Source organism: Ruegeria sp. CDSB113 (assembly GCF_059611045.1).
The window spans coordinates 143,186-166,061 of the sequence record NZ_JBXWOU010000007.1 but is presented as its reverse complement, the minus strand read 5'-3'; the positions used below and the strand labels follow the sequence as shown (position 1 = coordinate 166,061).

Annotated in this window: 22 protein-coding genes; 18 read left to right on the top strand and 4 right to left on the bottom strand. The window is 56.1% G+C overall.

Annotation, left to right across the window (positions count from 1 at the left end; translation table 11 throughout):
- Positions 1-208: 208 nt before the first annotated feature.
- The gene (locus AC2FIS_RS14180; protein WP_496773990.1) at positions 209-1,804 is read right to left on the bottom strand and encodes a GMC family oxidoreductase; all 1,596 of its coding nucleotides are present in this window, start codon (positions 1,802-1,804) and stop codon (positions 209-211) included.
- A 109-nt stretch (positions 1,805-1,913) separates the two neighbouring features.
- On the opposite strand from AC2FIS_RS14180, the gene AC2FIS_RS14175 reads away from it, so the two are divergent.
- The 4 genes from AC2FIS_RS14175 (at position 1,914) to AC2FIS_RS14160 (ending at position 6,033) form a co-directional block, all read left to right on the top strand.
- The gene (locus tag AC2FIS_RS14175) at positions 1,914-3,152 is read left to right on the top strand and encodes a TRAP transporter substrate-binding protein (RefSeq protein ID WP_113791428.1); all 1,239 of its coding nucleotides are present in this window, start codon (positions 1,914-1,916) and stop codon (positions 3,150-3,152) included.
- Positions 3,153-3,218: 66 nt separating this feature from the next.
- Positions 3,219-3,884 carry a TRAP transporter small permease gene (locus tag AC2FIS_RS14170; RefSeq protein ID WP_108859803.1) on the top strand — a complete coding sequence of 222 codons (666 nt, stop codon included), beginning with the start codon at positions 3,219-3,221 and terminating at the stop codon, positions 3,882-3,884.
- Positions 3,884-5,242: a TRAP transporter large permease gene (locus tag AC2FIS_RS14165; RefSeq protein ID WP_058276698.1), complete on the top strand. Its 1,359-nt coding sequence runs from the start codon at positions 3,884-3,886 to the stop codon at positions 5,240-5,242. The genes AC2FIS_RS14170 and AC2FIS_RS14165 overlap by 1 nt, the downstream gene beginning before the upstream one ends.
- Positions 5,243-5,253: 11 nt before the next feature.
- Positions 5,254-6,033 (top strand): IclR family transcriptional regulator, encoded by a 780-nt coding sequence (locus AC2FIS_RS14160; RefSeq protein ID WP_496773988.1) that lies wholly within the window; start codon positions 5,254-5,256, stop codon positions 6,031-6,033.
- Positions 6,034-6,456: 423 nt separating this feature from the next.
- Here AC2FIS_RS14160 and AC2FIS_RS14155 read toward each other — a convergent pair whose 3' ends face one another.
- Positions 6,457-7,434, bottom strand: coding sequence for a LysR family transcriptional regulator (locus tag AC2FIS_RS14155; RefSeq protein WP_496773986.1), 978 nt, complete (start codon positions 7,432-7,434; stop codon positions 6,457-6,459).
- Between the two features lie 10 nt (positions 7,435-7,444).
- On the opposite strand from AC2FIS_RS14155, the gene AC2FIS_RS14150 reads away from it, so the two are divergent.
- The 4 genes from AC2FIS_RS14150 to AC2FIS_RS14135 all read left to right on the top strand — a co-directional run bounded on the left by AC2FIS_RS14150 (position 7,445) and on the right by AC2FIS_RS14135 (position 10,195).
- Entirely contained in the window at positions 7,445-8,431 is a 987-nt protein-coding gene (locus AC2FIS_RS14150) for an NAD(P)-dependent oxidoreductase (protein ID WP_496756276.1), read from the top strand.
- 16 nt (positions 8,432-8,447) lie between these two features.
- Positions 8,448-8,810, top strand: coding sequence for a hypothetical protein (locus AC2FIS_RS14145; protein ID WP_496773984.1), 363 nt, complete (start codon positions 8,448-8,450; stop codon positions 8,808-8,810).
- Positions 8,807-9,055 carry a hypothetical protein gene (locus AC2FIS_RS14140; RefSeq protein ID WP_496773983.1) on the top strand — a complete coding sequence of 83 codons (249 nt, stop codon included), beginning with the start codon at positions 8,807-8,809 and terminating at the stop codon, positions 9,053-9,055. The genes AC2FIS_RS14145 and AC2FIS_RS14140 overlap by 4 nt, the downstream gene beginning before the upstream one ends.
- 102 nt (positions 9,056-9,157) lie before the next feature.
- Positions 9,158-10,195 carry a sterol desaturase family protein gene (locus AC2FIS_RS14135; RefSeq protein ID WP_496773981.1) on the top strand — a complete coding sequence of 346 codons (1,038 nt, stop codon included), beginning with the start codon at positions 9,158-9,160 and terminating at the stop codon, positions 10,193-10,195.
- A gap of 110 nt (positions 10,196-10,305) precedes the next feature.
- Here AC2FIS_RS14135 and AC2FIS_RS14130 read toward each other — a convergent pair whose 3' ends face one another.
- A complete protein-coding gene (locus AC2FIS_RS14130; protein WP_496773980.1) occupies positions 10,306-11,178 on the bottom strand; it encodes an amidohydrolase family protein in 873 nt (290 codons plus the stop codon).
- The gene (locus AC2FIS_RS14125) at positions 11,175-12,188 is read right to left on the bottom strand and encodes a nuclear transport factor 2 family protein (RefSeq protein ID WP_496773979.1); all 1,014 of its coding nucleotides are present in this window, start codon (positions 12,186-12,188) and stop codon (positions 11,175-11,177) included. Before AC2FIS_RS14125 ends, AC2FIS_RS14130 begins: the two co-directional genes overlap by 4 nt.
- A gap of 152 nt (positions 12,189-12,340) precedes the next feature.
- Here AC2FIS_RS14125 and AC2FIS_RS14120 point away from each other — a divergent pair, with 152 nt between their 5' ends.
- From AC2FIS_RS14120 to AC2FIS_RS14075, 10 genes are all read left to right on the top strand, one after another.
- Positions 12,341-13,414, top strand: a complete 1,074-nt coding sequence (locus tag AC2FIS_RS14120; RefSeq protein ID WP_496773978.1) for an ABC transporter ATP-binding protein — start codon at positions 12,341-12,343, stop codon at positions 13,412-13,414.
- Between the two features lie 48 nt (positions 13,415-13,462).
- Positions 13,463-14,674 (top strand): ABC transporter substrate-binding protein, encoded by a 1,212-nt coding sequence (locus AC2FIS_RS14115; RefSeq protein WP_496723944.1) that lies wholly within the window; start codon positions 13,463-13,465, stop codon positions 14,672-14,674.
- A gap of 66 nt (positions 14,675-14,740) precedes the next feature.
- A complete protein-coding gene (locus tag AC2FIS_RS14110) occupies positions 14,741-15,763 on the top strand; it encodes a carbohydrate ABC transporter permease (protein ID WP_496773977.1) in 1,023 nt (340 codons plus the stop codon).
- A 1-nt stretch (position 15,764) separates the two neighbouring features.
- On the top strand, positions 15,765-16,919 hold the full coding sequence (locus AC2FIS_RS14105) for a carbohydrate ABC transporter permease (protein ID WP_496773976.1): 1,155 nt from the start codon (positions 15,765-15,767) through the stop codon (positions 16,917-16,919).
- Between the two features lie 127 nt (positions 16,920-17,046).
- Entirely contained in the window at positions 17,047-17,577 is a 531-nt protein-coding gene (locus tag AC2FIS_RS14100) for an ester cyclase (protein WP_496773975.1), read from the top strand.
- An 11-nt stretch (positions 17,578-17,588) separates the two neighbouring features.
- Positions 17,589-18,920, top strand: a complete 1,332-nt coding sequence (hisD, locus tag AC2FIS_RS14095) for a histidinol dehydrogenase (protein ID WP_496773974.1) — start codon at positions 17,589-17,591, stop codon at positions 18,918-18,920.
- Positions 18,917-19,969, top strand: coding sequence for an ester cyclase (locus tag AC2FIS_RS14090; protein ID WP_496773973.1), 1,053 nt, complete (start codon positions 18,917-18,919; stop codon positions 19,967-19,969). Before hisD ends, AC2FIS_RS14090 begins: the two co-directional genes overlap by 4 nt.
- Positions 19,969-20,733, top strand: coding sequence for an SDR family NAD(P)-dependent oxidoreductase (locus tag AC2FIS_RS14085; protein WP_282153307.1), 765 nt, complete (start codon positions 19,969-19,971; stop codon positions 20,731-20,733). Before AC2FIS_RS14090 ends, AC2FIS_RS14085 begins: the two co-directional genes overlap by 1 nt.
- Entirely contained in the window at positions 20,733-21,776 is a 1,044-nt protein-coding gene (locus AC2FIS_RS14080; protein ID WP_282153308.1) for a LacI family DNA-binding transcriptional regulator, read from the top strand. Before AC2FIS_RS14085 ends, AC2FIS_RS14080 begins: the two co-directional genes overlap by 1 nt.
- A complete protein-coding gene (locus tag AC2FIS_RS14075; RefSeq protein WP_282153309.1) occupies positions 21,773-22,762 on the top strand; it encodes a nuclear transport factor 2 family protein in 990 nt (329 codons plus the stop codon). Before AC2FIS_RS14080 ends, AC2FIS_RS14075 begins: the two co-directional genes overlap by 4 nt.
- The last annotated feature ends 114 nt before the right edge of the window (positions 22,763-22,876 follow it).

Below are 22,876 nucleotides of genomic sequence, written 5' to 3'. Positions count from 1 at the left end.
ATCTAGTCTCTGTGGTAGAGGCCAGCTTGGCACGAGGTCTAATGATGGGCAAAGAATAGGGGTTCTTTGAGCGCATTAGTCTAGCTGTCCATGGTGCGTAAGCACCGTAGGCCATTGCCTTCGACATGCCCGTGAAACTTATGGAATCTGACCATCTTGTACAGGTCAGATCCAGGCACGGATAAGGAAGGTCACAAAAAGTCCAAAATCACTTGTTTGCGCATAGCAACTCACTGGCTTTTTCACCGATCATGATTGCTGGAGCATTAGTGTTGCCGCTGACGATTTCCGGCATGATGGAACAATCGGCGACGCGCAGGTTTTCGATCCCTTTGACCTTCAGGCTTGGATCCACAACAGAGCTTTCCGAAGTGCCCATCGCACAAGTTCCCGTCGGGTGATAAATCGAGACTGAATTCGAGCGCGCCCAATCCAAAGTGCCTTCATAGTCATCGCGGGATAGGTCCGAGGTTGGTCGAAACTCTTCTGAAATCTTAGACGCCAGTGGATTGTGCCGGGCGATGTCCCGCGCGATGTTCACGCCGTCGACGATGGTTCTGCAATCAGTTTCCGTCGACAAATAGTTTGGAATGATCTTGACGTAACTGGCCGGATCCGGCCCATCCAGACGCAATTCCCCGCGGCTTTCCGGCCTCAGCTGACAGACGGACATTGTGAAGGCAGAAAACGGGTGTACGCCTTCTCCGGGGCTGTCGGCAGACCAGGGTTGAACGTGGAATTGAATGTCGGGTGTCTGAACTTCGGGGCGGGTTTTCAGAAATCCGGTGGCCAGGCTGGCCGCCATTGTCATAGGTCCGGCCCGGAATAGCGCGTATTTCAGCGCGATACGTGCCTGATTGAACAGGCTGCGCACTTCATCATTCAGCGTTGGCTCGTTGCACTTGAAGACCAGGCGTGCCTGCAAGTGATCCTGCAGCCCTTTGCCGACGCCGGGCAGCGAATGAACGGGTTCAATGCCGTTGGCCTTCAACTGATCCGGGTCTCCGATGCCTGACAACATCAAAATCTGAGGTGAGTTGATGGCACCACCGGACAAGATGATTTCGCGGCGCACTTTGATCGACTTCACTTCACCCGACCGGTCGCGATAAAGCAGTCCGGTTGCTTTTTTGCCGTCCAGTTCGACCTTGGTCACCAATGCTCGGGTAATGATGTTCAGGTTCGGCCTGTTCCTGATCGGTTTGAGGTATGCAACGGCGGCACTGCAACGACGACCATTTCGAGTGGTCAGCTGAAAGTAGCCAACGCCTTCCTGATCGGCCCCGTTGTAGTCAGGATTAAACGGGTAACCCGCCTCTTGGGCGGCGGCGACCCAGGCGTCACAGATCGGTCGCTGAATGCGCATGTTGGACACCGACAGCGGGCCGCCCGTACCATGAAACGCATCTTCGCCGCGCTCTTGATCCTCGCTGCGTTTGAACAGAGGCAAAACGTCATCCCAGCCCCAGCCGACATTGCCCATCTGACGCCAGCGGTCGTAGTCCTCTTTCTGACCGCGAACATAGAGAAGCCCGTTCAACGAAGATGATCCGCCAAGAACCTTTCCGCGCGGCCAATCAATCGAGCGTCCATTCAAACCTGGGTCTGGTTCAGTGCGGTAACACCAATCCAATGAGGGGTTATGCATGGTTTTGAAGTATCCAACCGGTATGTGAATCCACGGGTTGGTGTCAGGTCCGCCAGCTTCCAACAATGCCACTGTTGTGCTGGGGTCAGCGCTTAGCCGATTGGCAATGACGCAGCCCGAAGAGCCTGCTCCGACGACTGCATAATCCACCTCCATGACGGTCTCCTCCCAAGGTAACTGAAAAAAACACTATGCAAATTGCCGGAACTATACTAGCATTTTTTGATACAAAACGTCTCAATAATTGCGATCAGGGAGGTAAGCAATGGAGATCGGTAAGAAACTAAGCGGTGTCTCACGGCGGGATTTTTTTCGTGTGGCCGGGCGTTATGGCATGAGCTCAACGCTGCTGGCAGCGGGTGGCTTTGGCGGCGCGATGAGTTTGGCCAATTTGGCCCAAGCTGCAGAATCAACTTATGAAAAAAGGTTCTCGAAGGAGCCCAAGCACACGCTGAAATTCGGTGCATCAGGTTTCAATACGCGCAACCTGCTGATCGAACGGGCAGGGGCCATCGAATTCGCCCGAGATTTGGAAGAACGCACTGACGGTGAGATTCGGATCGAGTTCATTGGCGACAACCAGATCTGCGGACAACTGAGCTGTGTAGAGAAGACTCAGCAGGGAATCGTCGACATTTATGCGGCGTCGACCCAAAACTCTGCGGGCGGTGCGCCATATCTGAACGTGCTGGACTATGCCTATATGTTCCCCAGCAGGGCGGCCCAGTATCACTTCTTCTACAGCCCCGAAAGCCAGCGCATTCTGCGAGACCCCCTCGAAAAGCGCCACGGCCTTAAATTCCTGTTCACCCACTGTGAATTGCGCGGCCTGCAAATGGGTTCGACGTTCTCTGACAAGCCTACAGTCACCAAACTAGAAGAACTGTTTGGGACCAAGAACCGTGTGACAGGGACACAGCTAGGCCGGATCGCCATGCAGCTTCTGAACCTGAATCCGGTGCCGGTGGCATGGGAAGAAACGCTGGATGCGCTCAAGACGGGCCTGATTGATGGGGCCGAAACTTGGGCCTCGGCTGTGGCTTATGCCAACATGTCACCTGTGGTGTCGCAATCGGTGAATCTCAAGTTCTTCTGTGGCACTGAACATACGTCGATGTCGGCCAAGGTGTTCGACGGACTTGGTGGTGAACTGCAGGACGCTGTTATGGAATCGTCCTACTTCACGCAGGCCTTGATTCAGGGTGCAAATGAGGCAGCGCTGCTGAATACCGTGGGATTCTCGGAGCCGCAATTGCCTAACACGATCTTCGCAGAAAACGGTGTGCGTCCTGCCTTCCTGGCGGATGATCAGATCAAACTGGCCGAGGAAATGTGTGCGCCGAACTTCAATCCTGAACCATGGGCGCAGTGGCGCGAACGGCTGAATAAATGGGCTGGTGGCATCGACACATACCAGGAAATCTACGACATCGCGCGCGAGATTCCGGCAGACACACTGCCCGAAAATGTTGAGCCCCGCCGTTGGTGGAAGGGCGCGGCCTGATCTAACATTTAGAGCCGGCCCTTCACGGGCCGGTTTCACTAAACACCGACTGGGAGGACGGGGTTCATGTCTTTATGGGCAGATATCGGGGCAATTTTTGGCGCCTTGCTCAGCCGTGATTCATTCGAGATTCAATCCGCATTGGAATCTGACGCTGCCTGGGTTGTCGGCACAATTTTCGCCGCTCTTGGCGGCCTTCTGGTGATGCAGATCTATCGCAAAGTGCCCTTTGTTGAACGCCACTTTGAACGGTCGGTCATGGTGTATTCGTACCTCGCCATTGCGCTGATCATCTTCTGGGGTGTGATCGACCGCTTTGTCTTCAACGATCAGGAACCCTGGTCCACCACCATTCCCCCGCTTCTTTTCATGATAATGGCCTGGTTTGGTGCGTCCTATAATGTCCGCTTGCGCACCCATCTGAGTTTCAGCGAGTTTCGCACCGCGATGCCGCGCGGCGGTCAACTGGCGTGTTTGTTTTTGGATGCCATTTTGTGGTTCATCTTTGCAGTAATCGTCATCGTGACTACAACACGCCTCGTTGCGCTGTCAGCCTCGAACTTTCAGATCGTGCTTGGGACAGACAACATCATGCAATGGTGGTTTCTGTTGGCCGCGCCTGTGTCCTTCTTTTTGATGGTCGGTCGCGTGTTTCAGAATCTTGCTGACGACCTGCACAACTGGAAAACCGGAGAGCCGCTGATCAAGCAGGCCGTGATAGGGGCAGACTGATGACAGACGGAACTTTGGTTACACTAATTTCGCTGGGCGTCACGTTTTTGTTCATGTTGGGCGTACCGGTACTGCTGGTTATCGGATACTGGGTGATCGGATGCTCATTCGTTCTGGGTCTGACACTCGACAATATGGGTGCAGAGCTGCTGAACGTGTTTAACAAAGGCTTCGCCCTGTTGGCGATGCCGCTGTTCATCCTGACCGGGGACCTAATCAACAAGTCGGGGATCGCGCGGCGGCTGAGTGATTTTGCCTATTCCTGTTTAGGCTGGATACGCGGCGGGCTGGCTATGGCATCGCTTGGGGCATGTGGATTGTTTGCGGCGATTTCCGGGTCGAACTCTGCAACAACCGCAACCATCGGTTCAATGCTGCACCCTGAGATGGTCAAAGGCGGCTATGACGAACGCTTTAGCGCGGCCACGGCGGCGGCGGGCGGTACGGTTGGGATCATCATTCCTCCATCCATCATCTTCATCGTCTACGGGTTCTTGATGAACCTGCCCATTTCCGAGCTGTTTGTCGCCGGTATCATACCTGGTGCGCTTATGGTCTTTGGAATGCAATTTGCGTGCTGGATCATCTGTCGGATCAACGGGTGGGGGCACCTGATCCCGCTGCAACTGAACCGGATTCTCAAAACGGCATTTGGTGCATGGCTCGGCTTTTTCGCCATCGGCCTCGTGCTATGGGGCATCTATACAGGCAAATTCTCCCCGACCGAGGCGGCGGGTGTTACCGTTGGTTTCTGTGTCATCGCGGGCTTGGTCAGCTATCCGATCAACCGGATCATGGGCGCGCGGGATAATATCTCGCCCACAGACAAAAGCTTTGCCGAAATGCTGGTTGTCGAAGGATTCACGATCCCTGAGATCCCCTCGATCGTGATCCGCTCGGCCCAGATCACGGGAATCCTTGCGCCGCTGATTGCGATCTCGGTGGTCATGCAGCAAATTCTTTCGCTGCTTGGAGCGCAACAAACGATCGGAGATTTCGTGACTTCGATGGGAGGATATTACGCGGTTCTGTTCACATCGATGGTCATTGTCTTCTTCTCGGGCATGGTGCTGGAAAGTCTGCCGGTGACGATTATCCTTGCGCCGATCCTCGCGCCAATTGCTGCGTCGGTAGGGGTCGATCCGATCCACTTCTCGGTGATCTTCCTTGTGGGTGCGTCGATTGGGTTCATCACGCCGCCTTATGGCCTGAACCTCTATGTTGCGTCCGGTGTGACAGGCGTGCCTTACTTCCGGCTGCTGCGCTACACTGTGCCGTACCTTGTGGCTTTGCTGTCCGTGTGGATTTTGGTCTCTCTGGTGCCTGATCTGGCCTTGATCTTGTTGCCAAACAACTAGAGTTTAGCGGGATGGCAAACGCAGACACGCGAGACAGAGAATCCCAAATCCCGACGAATCTGCGGTTGCTGGTTATTCTTGAAGAGGTTGCAAAGCGCGGGGTCGCAGTCAAACCGTCAGACCTAATTGAAGCATTGGGTCTGGCGAAGCCGACAATTCATCGCCTGCTTCAAACGGCTGAGACTGAAGGGTTCCTTCAACGTGATCTGGATGGGCGGTCTTACGGTCCCGGGCCACGTTTGCGGCAGCTTTCAGTGAACACGGTCTCGTCGGAGCACCTTCGGACAGCCCGCCTTGCAATCCTTCGGGGCATCGCCGATGAAATTGGCGAGACCTGCAACCTCGCCATCCCGGATCGGGAAGGAATGATATATCTGGACCGGGTAGAAACGAAATGGCCCCTGAGGATTCAATTGCCGATTGGCACCCAGGTACCGTTTCATTGCACGGCCAGCGGCAAGATGTACCTGTCTACGCTTCGTGAGAACACGTTGGACGGGTTTCTTTCCGCTCGTAAGCTGAACGCGAACACTAAGAAAACAATAACTGACCCAGAAGCCCTGCGCGCCGAAATCATGAACATCGCGCAAAGAGGGTTTTCAACGGACGACGAAGAATTCATGCCCGGGATGACCGCCGTAGCTGTCCCTGTCCTGGACGAGCACGAAAGGCTTGTGGCTACATTGTCTGTTCACGCGCCAACCCAGCGTCACGAATTGGACAGTTTGATGCAGTTCCTTTCGCTGTTGCAGTTTGGAGCCACCAAAATATCGGGATTGCTGGCGTCATAGATATGGGGTGGGACTTAATCTTTCTGTCGGCCCCAAAGTAAACTGATTGTTGTTCTGTTCATCCCACCTTTGGTTCGACCAATCAGACGTCCACGCCCCCCCCTTTGACCGCCTATTCCCGGCTTGGGGCAGTTACATTGAACGTTCTCAGTATCTCATTCGAGGTCGGCACGGGTTCATGTTCCGTCATTGTGCCCGAAATTGTAGAAGCTGGTTTGTGCGGAGTGATCTGGCGCTTATTCCAGATATTAGCTGCGTCCACTTCGAACTGGGGAAATGCACTACAGGGCGAACTTGCGCTGCGCTGACGTTCGAATGCCGTCCATTGCAGAGGCTTTGCCGTTGAAACTCCTACCAGTATTCCAAAATCTCAGAGCTGAATACGCACGAACAAAACCCGCTCGGACAAAGAAGTTTTCTTGTCTACCGAAAGATGTCTTCCAGCCAAGCTCCAAAACGCTGTTTGGCCACTGCATCCGCTTTTGAGTTTTGTCCCGCAATCAAATAGTGGCTCTGTTCTATTGGAACTGCTTCACCAACTATGGCGACCTTTCTTCCCGTCTCAATGGCGGTTTTGGCAAACCTCTCGATAACGATCGCATTGCCACCACCTGCGGCCACGATGTCCACCGCCGCAATGGTCGTGTCGACCACAAAGGTCGATGCGTACTGGGTTTGTTGAACCCCGGTTGCGGTAAAATACCGTTCCCACATTTGTTGGAATCCCAGAATGTGAATGAGCGGCTGTTGTTGCAGATCTTCGGTGGAAGGGGCTTTTCCCCCAGATATCTTGGTGGCAATACGGACGATCCGTTCAGTGGATATTTTCCGAGCTGGGATATCCGCCCACTCACCACTTCCCACACGCAACTCGACATCGACATTTTCGCGGCCCGCGGATTCAGCCCAAATGTTCGAGACCAGCTTTATGGAAATATCGGGGTGGATCCTCAAAAACTCGGGCAATCTATGAGCGAGAAACAAGGTCGCCGTGGATATTGGCGCGCGCACGACCAGCTCGTGCTTCTGGTTTGACCCGAACAGGCTGATCGTTGACAGATCGATGTCTCTTAGTGCTTGCCGCACTGAAAATGCGTATGCCTGACCAACTTCAGTCAGGCTTAGGTTGCGTGCGGCGCGATAGAACAAGGGGCAACCAAGTTGTGCTTCCAGCGAACGGACATGCAGGCTGAGTGCCGATTGCGTGATACCCAACTCGACCGCAGCGGCAGTAAAGCTCAGATGCCGCGCGGCGCATTCAAAGGACCGAAGCCAGATAGGGTTAGGAGATTGCGGCATTCTTAGCACCAAAAATTTTCGCTGATACCTGCCGGTTTTATTCGTTTTACACAATGCCATCAACGTTTGTACTTTTTGCGAAGTAACATCTTTGCCGATCATCCGGCGGGAAATGAAACAGGGAACCACGCGCATGAAAGTTGGATTTATTGGTCTTGGAAATGTCGGCGGGAAACTCAGCGGTAGTTTGCTGCGGAACGGCATTGATCTAACGGTGCATGACCTCAACCCCGAACTTGTGGATGATTTCGTTTCGCGCGGGGCAACCCGGGGGGAGAGCCCGGCCCAACTGATGCGTGATTGCGATGCTGTTATCACTTGTCTGCCATCGCCCGCTGCCTCGGATGCTGTCATGCAACAGATGCTGTCCGAGGTGAAGCCGGGCAAAATCTGGATGGAGATGTCCACCACCGACGAAGCCGAGGTCAAACGCTTGGGCGCAATGGTGATGGACGCAGGAGGCGCAGCCGTGGATTGCCCGGTATCGGGCGGATGCCACCGTGCGGCGACGGGCAATATCTCGATCTTTGCGGGCTGCGACCGTGCCACATTTGATCGCATCGCGCCTTTCCTGAAAACCATGGGTCGACGCATTCTGCACACTGGTGATCTGGGCTCGGCTTCGGTTTTGAAAGTGGTGACGAACTATCTGGCCACGGCCAATCTCGTCACTTGCTGCGAAGCGCTTGTCACCGCCAAGGCGGCCGGTATGGACCTCAACACGACCTATGAGGCGATGAAGATTAGCTCCGGCACGTCATTCGTACATGAAACCGAAAGCCAGGTGATCCTGAACGGCAGCCGTGACATTTCTTTCACCATGGATCTGGTCAAAAAGGATGCCGGCCTTTTCCAGCAGGTGGCTGACCGTCACAATGTGCCGCTGGAAATCTCGCCTATGTTGGTTCAGATCTTTGAGGACGGCATCGAACGCTATGGCGAGCGTTGTTTTTCGCCCAACATCATCAAACGTTTGGAAGAGGCCACCGGTCTGGACATTCTCGCCCCCGGTTTCCCGCCGGAAATGACGGATGATGAGCCGGAAGAACCCGGTTACGAGGTGATCCCGCAAGGCTCTGAACGCAAAGCCGCTGAATAGGAAAGGGACAGCGGTTTTGAAACGGATCTATACTTTTGGAGGGCACCCGGCGACGCGTAACTTGACGGTGGCGGATATCAAGGCAGGCAAGGGCACGCGTAAATTCGTGCAGACGACCGCCGTGAACCGGACCGAGGCTGCCGCGGCTCAGGCCGCGGGCATTGATCATCTATCAATCGTTGATCACGATTTGGCCGAGGTCCGCGCCGGTGCGCCTGACACATTCACCACTGCTGCGTTGATGGCCAGCGATTACGAGACCCATCAGGACATCCTGCGTGCCGGCATACGTGCCGCTACCGCCGGGGCAGACGCGGTTTACACATTGCGCAGTCTCAAAGCCGTGGCACTGCTGGCCGACGAAGGGCTGCCGATGTGATTTTCCTTTTCCAGGAAGACGCTTGCGGCGATACCCCGAACCCTCCGCGTCATGCCAAAGTCTTTGCGGATATGGCGGATGCCCGTACCAAACTGGAGGCCGAAAGGATGAAGGGTCTGACCGCCTATCGTACCGCAGTTCTGGACGGTAGTTATCCCGACATTGCGACGAGCATCGGCATGAAGCCCGGCGAGCATGAAAAACTACGTGAAGCGCTGGACAAGCGCCGCCCGTTTCACGAGTAGGCCCCACGATGAACTGCCGTCCGTCACGGAAATACCCGTATGAGCCGCCTCCGGCCTCATCCTGATCAAAAAAAGGTACATGTGTTCAGGAAAGGAAGCCCCGTGACGACTGCAGATACGAACGCTCGGAAAACAGCTCATACCTCCGAAGACGCCGCCCCCATGAGCCGCGAATGGCACTGGCACCCGGAACTTCCGGTAAAGCACGCCCCTTATTGGCACTGGCCACCCAAATTCGACGTGATGGGGAAATGGGTCTGGCAGAACTGGCTGCAATTTTCGGATCGTTCGATCTATCTTGCGCTGGCTTTTCTGGTGGCGTTCTGGTTGCAGCCCGTAGGATCCGATCAGGCCATTTTTGCCATTGGCTGGATGTCATGGGTGTTCATTCGCAATTGGGTGTTGCTGTTGGTCGTCGCCGGTGGGCTGCATATGTGGTTCTACGGTGTCGACGGGCAAGGCAAGTTGCTGAAATACGACCCCCGACCCTACATGAAGCGCAAAAATGCGTTGTATAAATTCGGCTATCAGACCTGGGACAACATCTACTACTCGATGGTCTTCGGTGCGACCATCCTGTCGATGTTTGAATGCTTTCTGCGCTGGATGTACGCCAATGACTATATTAGCACGCTCAGCTTTGTCGCGCATCCTGTGTGGTTCATTCTGCTGTTCCCGATATTGGCGCTTTGGCAAAGCTTTCACTTCTATGCCGTTCACCTGTTTCTGCATCAGCCGTTCATTTACAAGCACGTGCACGCCGTGCATCACCGCAACGTCAACACCGGCCCCTGGTCCGGTATGTCGATGCACCCGGTCGAGTCCTTCGGGTATCTCAGTGCTATTCTGATCGTGCTGATCTTACCCAGCCATCCTGTCCACATGATTTTTCTCGGATACTGGCTGATGCTGGGCGCAGCGTCGTCCCATTCGGGATACGAAGCGATTTGGGCACGCGATCGTCAGGCTTTGCTGATAGGTGCATTTTTTCACCAACTTCATCATCGCTATTACGAGTGCAATTACGGCAATGCGGAAATGCCTTGGGACAAGTGGTTCGGGACGTATCATGATGGGTCCGAGGACGCCACAAAGCGTACTCGGAACCGTAAGCGTGAAATGCACGCTAGCGGCAGATAACCAAAGCTCCAAATACTGAAGTTCGTTTGCAATGCGTTGGTCGGATTGGGCTCACTTTCGGGAATTTCCGTCGGGAAGACGTCACTAAAATAGGGCTGAAGAACTTGTCCCTATTCAAAGAGGTAGAAGCGTTTTGCCGTGCCGTGGAACACATCGTCCTGGTTTGATGCCGGGATGAGTTCCTGGTGCTTGGAAACTACTTCTTTGTAAGTTGAACTGAGGCTGTCGACCGGAAAATTCGACCCGAACATGCAACGGTCGGCACCAAACTGTGACAGGCAGGTTGCAACGATTGGTGAGACGCTTTCAGCGCTCCAGTTATGATCAAACATTCCGAGGCCGGAGAGTTTGCAACAGACTTGCGGGAGGTTTGACAACGACATTAACCCGTCCGCCCATCTCTGCAAGCCTTGTGCGGTTCGGTCGTGGGGGGACCCTGCATGGCAAAGAGCAATCCGGGTTTCTGAGGCCTGCGACAACACATCTGCGGTCATTTCCATTAACTCAGGCAGCAGTTGAAGATCGAAGGATAGCCCGCGTGAGCCCAGTTGTTTCAGACCAGCCAAGAACTTTGGATCTTCAAGCAGCGTGTTTGTGCCGGTGATTGCATCCTCGCCCGGAGCGCGGCCGATGATCTGACGAACGCCGCGTACAGACGGCAGGATTTGAAGCCGGTCGAGTTGTTTGTCCAGATCATCAGCGGTCAAATCGCAGAAGGCCACTTGCACCAAGGGCCAGTCCGGGAACTGGTCCGCCACGGATTGCACCCATTGCGCTTCGGCCCAGGGATCGGCCGCGCCTACCTGAATATGTACCGAGGCGCCGAAACGCTCGGCTACGGCGTCTGCGCGAAATTCCGGCAGCAAATAGTTTCGTTGGATGGGGGAGGGGTCGCCAAAGAACCGAGCGACGCCCTTTTCCATGAGCCAGGGATAGGTCACAGCAGACAGGTCCCACAGGTGGTGATGCGCATCTATCCTCATGGCGTTTCGACCTCTGTGGTTCGGGCCAGAATGTCGACGCCTTGCCCATTCCAGAAGTGCAGCAAGTCGATGAAGACCCAGTTTTCCGCCAGTTTGTCACCCGCGCGGCGATAAATATCGATCACCCTGAATTCGCCGGGTTTCCCGGTGGCGGGCATTCCCATGAACCCGCCGGACGGAGTGGCCGTGAAATTGGGCCAGCCAAAGAACCCGCCATAATGCCCCTCGGCCATGCGGCAGATATGATTGGTTTTAGATCGGTCCGAGAAGGCGGCCCGGAACGGTCCTGAGTGCTGCTTGGCATAGCGTTCTATCGTGTAGGTTGCGCCGATCCCTTCGGGTCCCCACCAGATCATGTCTTGGTGCCAGGTTTGGGCCAATTCATCCTCAAGCGACAACCCACTGTCCCATTGGCCGAGATCCGAGATCATCGCGTTGATGACCGCCAGCGTCTTTTCGCCTTCTTCAGCGGGTTGTGCGTTCAGCAGAAGGCCGTCATGGGGTCTTGGTCCGGGTTGCACCAAATGCGCCGCTGTTTGTGGGGGGAACGGATTCTGCCCGGCTTGCACCATCAGGTGCGGTATGTCGAAATACATCGCTGTTTCGACAATCCTGTCACCGGCGACCTTGTAGAACGCGCAATAGCGCAGGAATGCCAGCTTGCCAGTTGGGCGAATCCCCAACCACGGACGGTCGAACAGCCCCATCAAATGCCCCATGGACACGACCCAGACGTCGGCCTCGTCCCGCAGCGAGTTTTGCCCCGCAAACAGGATGTCTACACGGTTCTGCTGGCGGGTCAGGCTGCTCTTTATTGGTTGCCAGAACTGCTGGGCAACCTGTTCGGCGCCATTGATTTCGTTGAATGGATGAAAGCCGCGCCACTTCAGTTCCGGGGCGCAGTATTGGCTCATTACCTTCGGGATTTCTTGTTCTGTCGCGGAATCCAACGCGGTGTGAAACGCAGAGACGAGTTTTTTTTCTGTCTGAAAGGTCACGATATTTGCCATTGTGATCAAAGTTTTACGAGAGGCACGAAGCCGGGATGAGTCGGGTATTTGCGTTAGTTTTGCATACGTATGCAAAAAAGTCTTGCCTGAATTGACGTATGCGAATTACAGTTTTGCAAACGTATGCAAAATGATTCCTTGCAGGGGGCACCATGGCGGAAATTCAATTGCGGAACGTCGGCAAGCGATGGGGCTCATTCGTTGGGGTTCACAATTTCGATCTGACCATTGCTGATCGCGAGTTTCTGGTCCTGCTCGGCCCCTCGGGTTGCGGCAAGACAACGACGATGCGGATGATCGCCGGACTTGAAGACGTGACCGAGGGCGAAATCCTGGTCGATGGCAATGTGATCAACGATCTGGAGCCGAAGGACCGCGACGTTGCGATGGTGTTCCAGAGCTACGCGCTTTATCCCAACATGAACGTCTATGAAAACATCCGCTTTCCGCTGAAGGTGCGCGGCATCGACCCGTCGACCCACGACGAGAAGGTACGCCGCGCCAGCGCGATGGTCGAGCTGGACGATTTTCTACATCGCAAACCCGCCGAGCTCTCAGGTGGTCAGCGACAGCGTGTGGCGCTCGCCCGTGCCATCGTACGCGAGCCGAACGTGTTCCTGATGGACGAGCCGCTGTCGAATCTTGACGCCAAGCTGCGGGTCTCGACCCGGGCGCAGATCAAGAACCTCAGTCACGAGCTGGCGGTGACGACGATTTATGTGACCCATGACCAGATCGAAGCGATGACGCTGGCCGACCGCGTTGTGGTGATGAAACAGGGCGTGGTGCAGCAGGTCGGCAGCCCCACGGAAATCTATGACATGCCGGCAAACACGTTTGTGGCCAGCTTCATTGGTTCACCCGCGATGAATTTGATGGATGGCGACGTTTCAGGCGGAATGTTCCGTGCTGAACACGTCGAAATCCCAGTGGATGCCCCAGACGGTCCTATGACGCTGGGCTTCCGCGCCGAGGATGCCAGCCTTGCCGAAGGGCAGGGCCAGATCACCGCACCGATCTACACGCTGGAATTGCTGGGCGACGCGACCATGATCTCGGTCCGGGTCGGCGGTGCACTGGTTTCGGTCAAAGCGGATAAAGCCTACCGCGCCGAGATTGGCGAGCCGGTTTCGTTCTCGGTGCCGAAAGAAATCTGTCACCTCTTTGAAGCTGAAAGCGGTGCGCGGATTGGGGAACACCCCCACAAACAGCCCAAACGGGCTTAACACCGGTCCGGACGTCGACGACGGACCGATCCTGACAGGGAGAAACGCATGAAACTCAAGACGATCCTTATGGCAGGTGCCATGTCCATCGCCGCCACCGGCGCATGGGCTGAGTGCGCCTTTGAAAATGATGTGCCACTGAAATCGCTTTCCGCCGGGTTTGAAGCCTGGAAAGCGGTGACGGATGCGATGGCCGAATGCGGCAATTTCAGCGCCTCGCTGGATCAGGAATTCCGCGAAAAGCAACCCGAAGCCTTTGCGGCTGATCCCGCACTTTATCAGATCGGCGGTGTGTCGAACGCAACACTGGTGCCTTTGCTGAACGCGGGAACGATCCGCCCGCTGGACGATCTGGTTGAAAAATACGGTCAGGACTTGCTGCCTAATCAGTTGATCAAGGTGGACGGCAAGACCATGGCCATTGCGATGATGGTGAACGCTCAGCACCTGATGTATCGCGATGATGTTCTGGCCGAGCTGGGCATCGAAGAACCCAAAACATATGGCGACGTTCTTTCTGCTGCCGCCAAGATCAAAGAAGCCGGCGTCATGGACTATCCCATCGGTGGGACGTTCAAAACCGGTTGGAACCTCGGCCAGGAATTCATCAACATGTACCTGGGCGAGGGCGGTTCGTTCTTTGGCGACGGCAACATGCCTGCAATCAACAACGAGCAGGGCGTGGCCGCGCTGGAAACACTGAAAGCCATGACGGAATATATGGACCCTGAATATCTGGTCTCAGACTCGACCTATGTTCAGCAGCAGTTCCAGCAGGGCAAGATCGCCATGGCCAACTTGTGGGCCAGCCGTGCCGCTGCGATGAACGACGAAGCTGAAAGCCAGGTTGTTGGCAAGGTGACCATGGCGGCGGCGCCGATGGGTTCGGCAGTGCCCGCAACCACAATCTGGTGGGACGGTATTGTTCTGGCTTCGAACATGAGCGACGAAGAAGCGGATGCTGCCTTCCGCGTCGCACTTGAGGGCATGGACACCGATACAGTCAGTGCGAACAACGATGTCGCAGTATGGCTGAGCACGGCCTATTCGGCAGGTCCTTTGGCTGCAGGTGCTGCAGCGTCCGCTGAAGGGGGCGCCAAGGCGTATCCGGCATCCGGTCCTATGGGCATCATGCACACCTCGTTGGGTAACGGACTGGCCGACTATCTGACCGGTGCCAAAGACGCGCAGACGACTCTGGCCGATATCGAGGCGGACTACGTCACTGCCGCGAAAGAAGCAGGCCTGATCAGCAACTGATCCTCTCATGGGAGGGCTACGGCCCTCCCATCCCTTTCCCCCGAGAACCATTAGAAAGGCAGAGCCATGAACTTCCGGACATTTGCTGCTTTTGTCGGTCCCTCTGTCTTTATGATGCTTCTCTTTATCGCGTTCCCTTTGGTCAGCGTGTTCCAGCAGAGTTTCTATGTCACCCAGCCGATCTATGAGACCGTCGAAAAGGAAACCTGCACCCCTGGCTTCCTGACGCAGACCTGCGTGACCGAGCAGGTGTCACAACCGAAGCTCGACGAGCATGGGGAGATAATTACGCAAACCCAATATGTCGGGCTGCAAAGCTATCGCAATGTTCTGGAACCCGAGCGTGCATGGCGGGCCATTAGTGACGGCAGCTGGCATGTGTTGTCCACGATCAATTTCTGGAAGGCCCTGCGGTTCACGCTGACATTTACTCTGATCACTCTGCCACTGGTGGTCGGTTGCGGGTTAGGGATTGCGATCCTGATCAACAATGCCGCGCGATCGATCCGCGGACCGGTGATTTTTGTCTCACTACTGCCATTCATCATCACGCCGGTGATCGGAGTGTTGTCAATCAATTGGCTGTTCCGCGGCGACGGTATCCTGACTGCGATGATGGAATGGTGGCTGAATCGCGATATCGCCCTGTTTGCCCAAGCCTGGACAATAGAAGTTCTAATGATGATCTACCGCGTCTGGCACGTGGCGCCCTTTGCGGCCATCATCTTCTATGCCGGTCTGCAAACGGTCAACCAGGACAGTTTGGAAAGCGCTGTGATCGATGGCGCAACCCGTTGGCAGCGGCTGAAATACATTGTCATCCCGCATCTGATGCCGCTGATTATCTTTGTATCGATGATTCACCTGATGGACAGCTACCGTGTCTTTGAAGAGATCGTCGGTTTCTCGAGCCAAGGCTACGTGATCTCACTGCAGTGGCTGACATTTGACTACCTGACGCCGGATCAAGCGGGTAACCGATCGATTAGCCGGGCCTCGGCCAACTCGATGCTGACCATGATTGGCGTTGTCATCCTGCTTATCCTTCCGCTGCGCCGCACATGGCGCGATCATAAAGGAGGCCACTGATATGTCCTCGCGCGCGCTTCGCCAACCGCTCAGCCTGCGGCTGACCTCGAACATCTTTCTGGCGCTTTGGTGCCTGATCGCGGCCTTCCCGATCTTCTGGATCGTGGTGATGAGCTTCAAATCGCCGGTCGATGCGTTCGACAGTAACGCGCTGAACGTGATTTTTGGCCCGGCCACGCTGGGCGTCGGCAAGGGTCTGTCGCTTCTGGATATCATTCTGGGCGTTGCGGTGATCTGGGCGACGATAGTCATCGCCACCAAAACCCTACCGTCGATGGTAAAATCCTACTCGAAGCCCGGACAGGAATGGTTCGGCTGGGTCATTGGCGTACTGGTCGTTTTGGTGGGCTTTCTCTTGGTGTTCTTTGTTGTCCTGCCTGCCGTTCTAAGCGTGCTCAACCCATGGTTCGGACCTTTGGGCCGGGACGTGCTGGGACTAACCACTGAACACTACAAGACCGTTTGGATCGACCGGGGTTTTTCGAACAACTTCAAGAATTCGCTGATTGTGACGACAGGCGTTGTGACAGTCTCGCTGACCGTAGGCACGCTGGCGGGCTATGGTCTGGCGCGCTCGGGATCGACACTGGCGTTCTGGATCCTGATCGTGGCGCTGGTGTTCCGCGCGTTACCGCATTCGGTACTGGTGGCAGGTTACCTGCCCGTTTTCATCAATTCCGCCGAATGGCTGGCCCCGATCCTGGGTGAAAACGCACCGACGCTGTATGGCAAGCCCTTCGCGGTGATCGCCGTTCTGGTCGCGATCAATCAGCCATTCACCATCTGGATGCTGCGGTCGTTCTTCCAGAATATCCCGGCTGAATTGGATGAGGCCGCTCGTGTCGATGGGTGCAGCCATTTCCAAGCGTTCCGTCGTGTCATCATGCCGGTGATGTGGCCGGGGGTGATCACCACAGGCCTGTTCAGCTTCCTGCTGGCTTATAATGACTTTCTTGTCACCGCGTTGCTGCTGGACGCGCAGAACCAGACCATGGTTCCTGCCATCGTCGGCATGTTCAACCGCGAGACGACCACCACAGACCAAGTGGTTGCCGTGGCCGCCGCCGTTTCGATCACCGCGCCGCTGATCTTCCTTGTTCTGATCTTCCAGCGCCAGATCGTCAGTGGTCTGACAGCCGGGGCGGTCAAAGGCTGATGAGCAACCACGCCCGCCATAACGCCATGTCGCGCCACCCGGCGCTGAACAGGATGCCGAGGGACTTTCTGAGTATCGGGGCTGCGATCCCCAAACTCTCACTCTGGCAACCTGAAAGGACATAGACATGAAAGGTTCCCGTCCCGAACAAGCGGTCCTGACCCGCGACACGGACATGAGCAAAACCGAAGACACGCGCCGCGTGATCGAAACCATGGTGGATGGTCTGAACGATCACCGCATTGATGACATCGGAGAATTCTTCACCCAAGGCTTCCGCTGGATGGGCAATCAAGGCTGCGGCACCAAAACCGGGCTGAAAGAGTTTCAGGAAAACTGGCAGCGCCCGTTTCAAGCGGCGTTTTCGGACAAAACCTGCATCGATGAGGCCCGTCTTTACATGGGCGAATGGGCAGCAGCCTTCGGCCGTCAGGAAGCAACCCATACGGGTGAGTTTCTGGGCATCGCCCCTACCGGCAAGCGGGTCGAGATCCGCTATATGGATTTTTGGAAAGTCGTTGACGGCAAGATCGCCGACAACTGGGTGAATGTCGATTTCGCACATGTCGCGGCGCAACTGGGCGTCGACCTGTTCAACGGCGAAGGCTGGGAAGCATTTGACCGGGGTGAGAAATGTCCACCCCGGCCCGAAAACTGAGGATTGGAAACATGGCAATCGAGTATCTTAAACGCGGCAAATCCGATGCGGACCGGGCGGAAGATGATGCCAAGACCCGCGCCGTGGTTGAGGCGACGCTGAAAGACATCGAAACCCGCGGTGATGCTGCGGTGCGTGAGTTGAGTGAGAAGTTCGACAACTACTCGCCAGCCTCGTTCCGCCTGAGCCAGCAGGAAATCGATGACTTAATCGGTCAACTGACCGATAGGGAACTGGCCGACATCAAATTCGCCCAGGAACAGGTGCGCAACTTTGCGCAGGCTCAGCGGGACTCAATGCTGGACATCGAGGTTGAAACCCTGCCGGGCGTGATCCTTGGCCATAAGAACATCCCCGTACAATCGGTCGGATGTTACGTCCCCGGCGGCAAGTTCCCGATGGTGGCATCGGCCCATATGTCCGTGGCCACGGCCTCGGTTGCCGGTGTCCCTCGTATAATTGCCTGCACGCCTCCGTTTAAAGGCACACCAAACCCGGCGGTGATTGCCGCCATGCATTTGGGCGGTGCGCATGAGATCTACGTTATGGGTGGCATTCAGGCCATTGGTGCGATGGCTTTGGGCACCGAGACGATTGATCCCGTTCACATGCTGGTTGGTCCCGGCAACGCTTTTGTCGCGGAAGCCAAGCGCCAGCTGTTCGGGCGCGTCGGCATTGATCTCTTTGCAGGTCCCACCGAAACCATGGTGATCGCGGACGAGACCGCAGCAGATGCCGAACTGTGCGCAACCGACCTGCTGGGGCAGGCCGAACACGGATACAACAGCCCCTGCGTGTTGCTGACAAACTCTGAAAAGCTTGCCAAAGAGACACTGTCCGAGGTGGACCGCCTGTTGGGCATCCTGCCGACTGCAGACACCGCGAAAGTGTCATGGGATGAATATGGCGAAGTGATCGTCTGCGACACGTATGACGAGATGCTGCAGGTCGCTGATGATATCGCCTCGGAACATGTGCAGGTGATGACGGATCGCGACGATTGGTTTCTGGAGAATATGACCTGCTATGGCGCGTTGTTCCTTGGTCCGCGCACCAACGTGTCAAACGGGGACAAAGTGATTGGTACGAACCACACCCTGCCAACGAAGAAGGCCGGGCGTTATACCGGTGGGCTTTGGGTTGGGAAATACCTGAAAACGCACAGTTATCAGAAAGTTCTGACCAACGAGGCGGCGACACTAATCGGCGAATACGGCTCGCGTTTGTGCATGTTGGAAGGTTTTGTGGGCCACGCAGAACAGTGCAACGTCCGCGTGCGTCGCTATGGCGGCATCAATGTGCCCTATGGCGAACCCGCGCCTTATCGGGATGCCGCTGAATGAGTGATAGGCATACTCAGCATAAGGCCCTGATCGCTCCGCTCAGGGCTGCGATGTATGATTTTTCCGAGGCCGGTGTTCGCGCGGCACTGGCCGAGGTAACGGCCTCGGACGCTGTTTTCCACCTGTGCCATCCCTTTGGCGACAGCATTGGCAGCGACGCTTTCTATGACTGCGCCTATAAAGACCTGTTGACTGCCTGGCCCGATCTGGAACGGCGGGATTACATCGTCATGGGTGGACCGGATGAACATGGTTTTGACTGGATTGGATGCGGCGGCTACTACACCGGTACATTCACCGGCCCGTGGCTGGACATCCCGCCGACAGGTCACCAGGTCACCATGCGGTTTCATGAGTTTTACCGTTTCGAAAACGGCAAAGTTGCTGAAATGCAAGCCCTTTGGGATATCCCCGAGGTGATGATGCAGGCCAATGCCTGGCCCATGGCCCCCAGTCTTGGCCGCGAATGGCATGTGCCCGGACCGGCCGCGCAGGACGGGTTGGTGCCTGGGCCTTGCAATGAGGCCAAAGGCAAAGAGACCTGCAAGCATATCATCGACATGCTGGAGCACCTCAAGAAACACCCGTCGCAAGGCGGCCCTGAGGTGATGGAGATGGAGCGGTTCTGGCATCCCCGTATGAACTGGTACGGCCCCTCAGGCATCGGCACCGGACGGGGCAATGCAGGCTTCCGCAACTGGCACCAGATTCCGTTTCTGAACGGGATGCCGGATCGCGGGCAGTACGTGGACGACATCACCTATCACTTCTTCGGCGATGGCGAATACGCGGCTGTGACCGGCTGGCCCAATATGATCCAGACCGTCACTGATGACGGCTGGATGGGGATCGCGCCCTCGGGCAAGAAAATCACCATGCGCAGCCTCGATTTCTGGCGGCTGGAAAACGGGCGCATTCGTGAAAACTGGGTGCTGGTCGATCTTCTGGATGCGTATCGCCAGCTAGGCGTTGACGTCTTTGCCCGTCTGCGGGAATTCAACAAGGCCCGAAACATGGGGCGCATTGATATACCGGATGGAATGAGCTGATGACTGAACTGCCACGCACCCCTTCTTTTTCCCTGAGCGGAAAAACCGCCCTTGTGACCGGAGCTTCTTCGGGTATCGGGCAGGGCTGTGCAGTTGCTTTGGCCGAGGCGGGCGCGCATGTCGTCTGTGCTGCCAGAGGCGAAGATCGGTTGAATGCAACTGTCACTGCTCTGCAGGCAGAGGGGTGGTCGGCCGAGGCGTTGGTTCTGGATCAGGGCGATCTGGATGCGCTAAAGCAGCTTTTTGAAACGCGAAGCTTTGATATCGTTGTGAATTCGGCCGGGGTTGCACGGCACAGTGCTGCAATTGAGACAACACCAGAGGATTTCGATGTTGTCACGGGCGTCAATCTGCGTTCGGCTTACTTCCTGTCGGCCTATGCCGCTCGTGCCTTGATCGAGGCTGACAGGCCAGGTTCGATCATCCACATCTCCAGCCAAATGGGCCATGTGGGCGGCGTAGACAGGGCGCTCTATTGTGCAACCAAGCATGGGCTCGAAGGTATGGTCAAATCCATGGCCATCGAATGGGGCAAGCAGGGCATTCGGATCAACACGGTCTGCCCGACTTTCATTCGAACGCCTCTGACCCAATCCACCTTTGACAACCCAGAACGCGCCGCGTGGATCATGGAAAAGATAAAACTGGGTCGCGTGGGCGAGGTCGAAGATATCATGGGTGCGGTACGCTACCTCGCCTCGGATGCCTCAGCGCTGGTTACAGGCACCTCGATGTTGATTGACGGAGGTTGGACAGCAGATTGATGGCTGAGAAAGTAACATCACTCCAGGTCGCGCAACTGGCCGGTGTCAGCCAATCCGCCGTCAGTCGCGTCTTCACGCCCGGTGCCTCGGTCAGCAAGAAGACGGAAGAAAAGGTGCGCAAAGCCGCGACCGAGCTTGGCTATCGCCCCAATGTGTTGGCGCGCGCGATGGTGTCGGGCAAAAGCCGCATCATCGGTTTGGTCGTCGCCTATCTGGACAATTATTTTTATCCCGAAGCGCTCGAGAAGTTGTCGAACGAGTTGCAGGAGCAGGGGTATCACGTCCTGATCTTCATGGCCTCCAGAACCGCCGGAAACATTGACGACGTTATGGAGGAAATTCTTGATTATCAGGTTGATGGCGTGATCCTGGCCTCGGTTGCGATGTCGTCCGATATCGCGACACGGTGCCAACAAGCTGGTGTACCAGTCGTGTTGTTCAACCGTAGTCAGGATATCGACGGGATCACCTCGGTGACCTCTGACAATTATTCCGGCGGTCGCAAGGTCGCTGAATTCTTTATTGCCGCAGGCCACAGTCGCATCGCTTACATTGCGGGTTGGCAGGGTGCTTCAACCCAGCGAGACCGCGAGGCCGGGTTTCGCGCCGCACTCGGTGATGCAGGCCAGGATCTGTACGCCTACGAAATCGGAGAGTTCCTGACCGAGAATGCGCGATTGGCCGCGCGCCGCATGTTTGATGTTGAACCGCAAAAACGACCCGACGCGGTATTCGTCGCCAATGACCATATGGCGCTTGCCGTGATGGACGTCATTCGGTTTGAACTCGGAATGCGTATACCAGAAGACGTTTCTATCGTTGGATACGATGACGTACCGCAGGCCGGATGGCTTGCCTATAACCTCACCACCATTCGTCAACGCGCCAACCTGATGGTTGCGGAAACCGTTGATGCCTTGTTGGACCATATTGAAAACCCGGCAGTTGCCGCAGCCCGCAAGGTCGCGATTGATGGGCCGTTGATCGTGCGCACTTCGGCACGGCTGCCCAAAGGCTGGACCCCGCAAAGGATGAAAACATGAAAGGCTTTGATCTCAAGTTCCGGGATTTTCCCGACTATATCATCGGAATTACCAAAGAGATCTGGGAAGACCGGGGCATCGCAACCCTGCACGAGTATTACAGCGAAGATATCGTCGTTCGCTCACCCGGTTCGGTGGTTTTGGGGAATCAGAATGTGATCGGCGCGACGATGGCGACCCTGGCCGAGTTTCCGGACCGGCAGTTGATGGGTGAAGATGTGATCTGGTCGGGCACGCCGGAAGAAGGCATGCTCAGCTCTCACCGCATCCTATCTACGGCCACGCATCTGGCCGAAGGGGTTTACGGCAAGCCTACGGGTACAAAGCTATGCTATCGAATTCTGGCCGACTGCCACGCCATCGACAACCAGATCAACGACGAATGGTTGATCCGCGATCAGGGCGCGATTGTGCGGCAGATGGGCTGGGACCCAAAGGAATACGCCGCTGATCTGATTGCGCGCGAGGGCGGTAAGGACAGCTGCGTCAAACCTCTGACCCCCGAGATTGACCAGCCTGGCCCCTACAAGGGGCGCGGCAACGATAATGAGTGGGGGCAGCGATATGCTGATATCCTGAACCGCATCATGAATGCCGATATGGGCACAATCGCGACCGAATATGACCGTGCGGTGCAGTCTGAATATGTGGGCGGCGCCACGGGGCATGGCTGGGGTGCCGTCGATCGTTTCTGGATGGGGCTGCGGGCAAGTTTCCCGAATGCTGAATTCAAGATTGAACACCAGATCGGGCGCGACGACCCGGATATGCCGCCGCGATCAGCAATTCGCTGGAGCCTTTGGGGCAAGCATGACGGCTGGGGCATGTTCGGGGCGCCGACGGGGGCACAGGTTTATGTCCTCGGGATCAGCCATGCCGAGTTTGGCGCACTGATTGCGGGGCAGCCGCAGTTGCGCCGTGAATATACTCTGTTCGATGAAACCTCGGTCTGGAAGCAGATACTGTTGCAGAGCGGAGAGGTCTGAGTGGCCCGTCCGGTCGCATATCGTATCCTTGCAGGTGGTCTGCGTGAAGCCGGAGCCCGTCGACGTTTCCATATGTTCCGTCAAAGCCTGCGGGCGCGGCGGCTGAATCTGCGC